This is a genomic window from Streptomyces sp. NPDC059456 (assembly GCF_042750055.1).
Lineage (GTDB): Bacteria > Actinomycetota > Actinomycetes > Streptomycetales > Streptomycetaceae > Streptomyces.
This window is the reverse complement of sequence record NZ_JBHYVA010000573.1, coordinates 1-5,610: the sequence shown is the minus strand read 5'-3', so window position 1 is coordinate 5,610 and position 5,610 is coordinate 1. Positions and strand designations below refer to the sequence as shown.

The following is a 5,610-nucleotide window of genomic DNA, read 5'->3' as shown; positions in this document are numbered from 1 at the left end:
GCCACCCCCCCCCGCCCCCCCCGGGGGGGCCCGGCCGCCCGGGCCCACACGCCCACCCTTGCCGCCGGAGCCGTCGCCCGGTCCCTGGCAGGACGGCAGCCCACGCCGGAACTGATGGCGCGGGCTGCCCTGGAGGGATATCACACGGTCTTCAAGGCTTCGGCGGCCATCTTCGCCGCCGGTGCGGTGCTGACCCTGTTCCTGCTTCCCGGCGGCCTGTCGATGGAGCGCGCGCACGGCGCACCCCCGGGCCGCCGGCCGTCAGCGGGGTGAGTGACCGGCGGACGCGGGCGCCGCCGGCTTGGCGGGGGCGGCGGGCTTGGCCGGGGCGGCGGAGGCGGCGGGCTTCGCCGGGGCGGTGGAGTCGGCCGGCTTGGCGGGGGCGGCCGGGGCGGCCGGGGTGGCCGGGCCCGCCTCGGTGTTCGCGCAGTTCGCCAGCGAGCTGCGGACCCGGTCGCCGGTCGAGAAGTGCCGCACCCGGCAGGAGTTGGCCCCGATCCCGCCGTCGACCTGGCCGTAGCCCGGACCGATCGTCAGGACGGTGTCGTTCAGGCCGCGGACCGTGTCGTTGCCGGGACCGCCCTGGACGATGCCGGAGGACTCCGCACCGACCGACTTGGGCTCGATGACGTCGTTCTCGCTGCCGCCGAGGACCCGGCCGCCGAGGTCGACGTTGCCCGTGCGGATCAGGTCGCTGCCGTCGTTGCCGAAGACCTGGCCGCCGCCGCGCTCGTACTCGCCGGGCTGGCCCATGACGCTGCCCGTGGTGATCTTGTCGTCGCCGTGGTCGCCGTAGACGCTGGCGCCGTGGTCGGCGGTGCCCACGACGAGCGCGGTGATGATGGTGTCGTTGCCCGCACCGCCGCGTACCGAGGAGTTGCCGTTGCGCGGGGCGAGGTTGTTGACCTGGAGCGTGTCGTCGCCCTCGCCGCCGAGCACCTGGGAGTCGATCAGCATGCCCTTGACGCGGATGTTGTCGTTGCCACCCCCGCCGTAGATGATCACGTTCTCGACGTCGTTCTCGCACACGATCGTGTCGTCGGCCGACGTGCCGTTCACCCGTGAGCCGGGCGGGGCCTCGACACCGTTGACGTAGCACCACTGCGACGGCAGGGGTTCGGCGGCCGTGGCCGGGCCCGCGGCGAGCGAGGCGCCGGCGGCGACCATGGTCGCCAGGGCGTACGTGGCGGTGCGAAGTTTGCGGCGCGTGCGCAGCATCAATTCTCCCGAGCGTGGTGTGTGAGGGGGGTGTTGCGGTGGCGGTCAGGACAGCTCGTGGCGCAACGGCGTGAGCTGTTCGATGTCGTAGCGCATCCGGAGCTCGCGGATCGCGGCGGGATCCGGGGTGGCGCTCGTGTCGAGCAGTTCGAGGAGTTCCTCGAAGTACCGCTCGTGATCGGGCGGCGGAGAGGCCTGGAAGAACATCCGGGCCGGTTCGCCGGTGGGGTTGGCGAAGGCGTGCGGACAGCCGGGTGGAACCACGATGACGGTTCCGGGCGTGGCACGGACGACCTGGCGGCCGTCGAGCGCTTCCCAGTGTCGCCAATCGTCGCCGGAACGGACGCGCGGCTCGAAGGCCATGACGTCGAGTTCACCCTCCAGGACGTAGAAGAGCTCCTCGCTGCGGGTGTGCAGGTGCGCGCCGACGTCGAAGCCGGGCGGTACGACGACCTCGAAGCTGGAGGCCACCGAGGAGTGCTCCCCGGTGACCTTGAACGTGACCTGCTGGGCCTCGGTGTGCAGCTTGCGGCCGTGGCCCGGGGGCACGAGCAGCCCGTCGCGGGCGACGTGCGCGGTCATGACCAGGTCACGGGCAGACCTTCGGGCCCGCGGATGAGGGCCCCGGGCCGCCAGCGCAGTTCGCTCGGCGGGACGCTGAAGCGCAGGTCCGCGAAGCGGTCGAGCAGGGCGTCCACGAGCAGTTCGGATTCGAGGCGGGCCAGCATGTTCCCGGGACAGAAATGGGGTCCGTACCCGAAGGAGACGTGCGGGTTGGGGCTGCGGTCCAGGTGCAGCTCGTCGGGGTCGGGGAAGACGTCCGGGTCGCGGTTGGCCGCGAGGTACGAGACGTAGATCGCCTCGCCCGCCCGGATGAGCTGGCCGGCCACGGTGACGTCCTCGAGGGCGATCCGGGAGAGTCCGACCGCGTTGCGGTGCGGAATGTACCGCAGCAGTTCGTTGATCGCCGAGGGCCGCAGGCCCGGGTCCCTGCGCATCCGGTCCATCAGGTCCGGACGGGTGAGCAGGATGTAGACCATGTTGCCGACGTTGTTGGTGACGGCCTCGCCCCCGATCTGGATGAGGAGGGCGAGGCCGGTGGCCTCCTCGGCGGTGACCTCGCCGGCTTCGACGGCCTTGACGAGGAGCCCGATGACGCTGTCACCGCCGGCCACTTCACCGTCGCGCATGCGTCCGCCGAGGTAGGCGCACATGTCGTTCTTCGCCTGCTCGCTGCGTTCGGCGCCCTGGGCCGAGGACAGGATCAGGGTGGTCCATTCGTGGACCATGGGCCGGTCGTCCTCCGGTACGCCCATCAGCTCGCACACGACGGCGAGCGGGAAGGGCGCGAGCAGGCGCTCGGTCAGGTCCACGGGCGGGCCGTCGCGCAGGATGTCGTCGACGAGGGCGTCGAGCATCTCCTTGGCGCGCGTGCGCAGTGCCTCCACCCCGCTGGTGGTGAAGGCCGCGGCGACGGTGCGCCGCAGCCGGGTGTGGTCGGGCGGGTCCTCGAAGCCGACCGCACCGGGCGCGGGGATGAAGTGGGGGGCCAGCCGGGTGACGTCGTGTTCCGCGACCAGCTTGCGGCTGAACCGGGGATCGTTGGCCACCATGCGCACGTCTTCGTAGCGGCAGACGAGCCAGGCCCACCCGCTTCCGTTGGGCATGCGGATCCGGGTGATCGGACCCGCCTGCATCAGCTCGGCGAGGACGGGGTCGAAGTCGACCCCGTCCAGGGCCGGGGTGGGCCAGTGCGTGATGGGTGGCCTTGAGGTAGCGGGGCCGTCCTTCAGCATTCTTCGGATTCCTCCCTACACCCGGTACCTCATTGCGAGGTCCAGCTGCCCAGCGAGATCTCTGCGGTGATGCCCGGGCCGAAACCGGCCAGCAGGCCACGGGCGGCGTCGGCCGTGCCGTTCTCGTCGAAGAGTCGGCGCAGTGCGTCCAGGACGACGGCGCTGGCGATGTTGCCGTACTCGGTCAGTGTGGCCCGACTGAAGCGGAATGCTTCGGGTGCCACACCGAGGTACTTGCTGAGGTCGTCCAGGATGCGGGGCCCGCCGGCGTGGATGATGTAGAAATCCAGCGCTGCGGCGTCCCATCCGTGCGCCTTGGCCAGCTCCTTGAGGGACGGCGCGAGCGGTTCCATGGTCCCGGGCACCCGCCGGTCGAGCTTGAAGTGGAACCCCGTGGACTTGACGTCGTACATGATCCAGTCCTCCGTCTGGGGGATGATGTACGAGCTGTTGCGGTGCAGTTCCATGCCGGTGCCACCGCGGCCGCGGACGACGGCGGCACCGACGCCGTCGCCGAACAGGCCGTTGGAGAGCAGGTTGCCGACCTCCAGGTCACTGGGCTGGTAGCACAGCGAGCAGAGTTCGCAGGACACGATCAGCGCGTTCGCCTCGGGGTAGGCGGTGCAGAAGTCGTGGGCCCGGTTGACGGCCGCACCGCCCGCCGCGCAGCCCAGCTGGGCGATGGGCAGCTGCCGGCAGTCCGTCCGGAAGCCCAGCGCGTTGATCATCCAGGCGGTCAGCGAGGGCATCATGAAGCCCGTGCACGACACGTAGATGATCATGTCGATGTCCTGGGCCCGGAGCTGGGCGTCCTCCAGCGCCTGCCGCACCACGGCGGGGACGCGCGCCTTGGCCTCGGCCTCGTACACGGCGTTGCGCGATTCGAAACCGGGGTGCTTGAGCGTCTCCTCGATCGGTTGCACGATGTGCCGCTTCGCGACGCCGGTGTTGCGGATCAGGCGCAGCGCCAGGTCGAGCTGCGGATGGTCCGCGTGCACGGACCGGCACAGATCCAGGGTCTGCTCCATCGTGATCACGTGCTCGGGCACGCACACCGTTGGCCTGCACAGAGTCGCCATGGGTGGCTCTCCTTTCGTGTCTGACACAGCCTCATCGACCTGCGGCGGATGCGCGCGCGGGACTACGGCGTTGGTGACATGAGCCAATCCGGTGACGCTGCGCCGGGAAGGCAGCGGAGCGCGTGACGAGCGGGAAGGGATGGCTGTGCCGATTTCCCGCGGAATCGCGCCTTGGGGGGTGACATCCACGCAGGGAGATGAACCATGACCTCAGACCCGCAAACGGCCCTCAAGCCGGAGATGCCGGAGCCGGACATGCCGGAGACGGACCCGGCCACGGGCGAACCGGTGCACTGCTGGAACCTGGACGACTTCGAGGCGCTGGACTTCGACCCGTTCCTGCACGACCGCCTGCGGGACAAACGGGCCACCCGGATCCGGCTGCCGTTCGGCCAGGGCACCGCCTGGCTGATGGCGCGCTACGCCGACGTGAAGGCGGCCACCACCGACCCGCGTTTCAGCAGGCGGGAACTGGTCGGCCGGACCATCACCGCCTCCTCCCCGCACGCGATCGCCTCGCAGCAGGCGTCGATGAACTACGCCGACCCGCCGCGCCTCAACGACATGCGCCGGGTGGTCGCCCGGGCCTTCACGGGCAAGAGCATGCAGAGGCTGCGGCCGACCGTGCAGCAGACCGCGGACAGCCTGCTGGACGCCATGGAGCGGCACGGCTCGCCGGCGGACCTGGTCGAGCACCTGCACGGCCCGTTCCCGCTCGCGGCGGTCGCCGACCTGCTGGGGATGCCGCAGGACATGCGCAAGGACATGACCTCCTGGGCGAACGTGATCATGACGCCGGGCCCGGCCCCCGACAAGAGCACCGACGCGCTGAAGACGGTGCGCGAGTGCGTGGTGGCCCTGCTCGCCCTGCGCCGGGAGAAGCAGAGCGACGACCTGGCCGGGGTGCTCGCCGGGGCCGCGGACGCCGGTGAGATCACCGAGCCGGAGGCCGTCTCCATCGCCACCGCGATCCTCGTGAGCGGTGCGCACGCCGTCCGCAACAACAGCGCGAACATGATCTACGCCCTGCTCACCCATCCGGAGCACCTCGAACGGCTGCGCCGGGAGCCGGACATGATCCCCCAGGCCGTCGACGAGCTGTTGCGGTTCATCCCGCACCGCAGCGGCGTGGGCCTGCCGCGGATCGCCACGCGGGACGTGGACATCGCCGGCGTCACGATCAAGGCCGGGGAGACGGTGTACTCCTCGTACCTCGCGGCCAACCGCGACCCCGAGGTCTTCCCGGACCCCGACAAGCTGGACTTCGACCGCGGTCCGATCGCCCACATGGCCTTCGGGAACGGGCCCCACCACTGCGTCGGCTCGATGCTGGCCCGGATGGAGTCCGAGATCATCGTCACCACGCTGCTCGAACGCTATCCGCGCCTCGCCCTGGCCGTACCGGCCGAGCAGATCGAATGGCAGGCGGGAGCGCTGATCCGCGGGCCCAAGACGCTGCCGGTGACCTGGTGATACGCCGGCACCGGATCCGGGTGGGGGCGGGGACCCCCGCCCCC

Annotated in this window: 5 protein-coding genes and 1 pseudogene; 2 read left to right on the top strand and 4 right to left on the bottom strand. The window is 70.9% G+C overall.

Annotation, left to right across the window (positions count from 1 at the left end; all coding sequences use genetic code 11):
• Window positions 1-273, top strand: a pseudogene (locus ACFXA3_RS33715) (hypothetical protein); the annotation flags it as partial.
• Here the strand turns inward: ACFXA3_RS33715 and ACFXA3_RS33710 are convergent.
• From ACFXA3_RS33710 to ACFXA3_RS33695, 4 genes are read right to left on the bottom strand one after another with little or no spacing between them, the layout of a single operon-like run.
• Window positions 262-1,218, bottom strand: a complete 957-nt coding sequence (locus ACFXA3_RS33710; protein WP_385193171.1) for a hypothetical protein — start codon at window positions 1,216-1,218, stop codon at window positions 262-264. The pseudogene ACFXA3_RS33715 and the gene ACFXA3_RS33710 overlap by 12 nt on opposite strands.
• Before the next feature lie 45 nt (window positions 1,219-1,263).
• Window positions 1,264-1,800, bottom strand: a complete 537-nt coding sequence (locus tag ACFXA3_RS33705; protein ID WP_054223687.1) for a cupin domain-containing protein — start codon at window positions 1,798-1,800, stop codon at window positions 1,264-1,266.
• Complete coding sequence (locus ACFXA3_RS33700; RefSeq protein ID WP_385193168.1) at window positions 1,797-3,014, bottom strand: cytochrome P450; 1,218 nt, start codon at window positions 3,012-3,014, stop codon at window positions 1,797-1,799. Before ACFXA3_RS33700 ends, ACFXA3_RS33705 begins: the two co-directional genes overlap by 4 nt.
• A gap of 29 nt (window positions 3,015-3,043) precedes the next feature.
• On the bottom strand, window positions 3,044-4,093 hold the full coding sequence (locus tag ACFXA3_RS33695) for a type III polyketide synthase (RefSeq protein ID WP_385193165.1): 1,050 nt from the start codon (window positions 4,091-4,093) through the stop codon (window positions 3,044-3,046).
• Window positions 4,094-4,297: 204 nt separating this feature from the next.
• On the opposite strand from ACFXA3_RS33695, the gene ACFXA3_RS33690 reads away from it, so the two are divergent.
• Entirely contained in the window at window positions 4,298-5,566 is a 1,269-nt protein-coding gene (locus ACFXA3_RS33690; RefSeq protein ID WP_385193163.1) for a cytochrome P450, read from the top strand.
• Window positions 5,567-5,610: the final 44 nt, after the last annotated feature.

What these genes read in the sequence shown, in the direction of transcription:
- ACFXA3_RS33700 (WP_385193168.1), bottom strand. Translation starts at nt 3,014, where the DNA reads ATGCTGAAGGACGGCCCCGCTACCTCAAGGCCACCCATCACGCACTGG.
- ACFXA3_RS33690 (WP_385193163.1), top strand. Translation starts at nt 4,298, where the DNA reads ATGACCTCAGACCCGCAAACGGCCCTCAAGCCGGAGATGCCGGAGCCG.
- ACFXA3_RS33695 (WP_385193165.1), bottom strand. Translation starts at nt 4,093, where the DNA reads ATGGCGACTCTGTGCAGGCCAACGGTGTGCGTGCCCGAGCACGTGATC.
- ACFXA3_RS33705 (WP_054223687.1), bottom strand. Translation starts at nt 1,800, where the DNA reads ATGACCGCGCACGTCGCCCGCGACGGGCTGCTCGTGCCCCCGGGCCAC.
- ACFXA3_RS33710 (WP_385193171.1), bottom strand. Translation starts at nt 1,218, where the DNA reads ATGCTGCGCACGCGCCGCAAACTTCGCACCGCCACGTACGCCCTGGCG.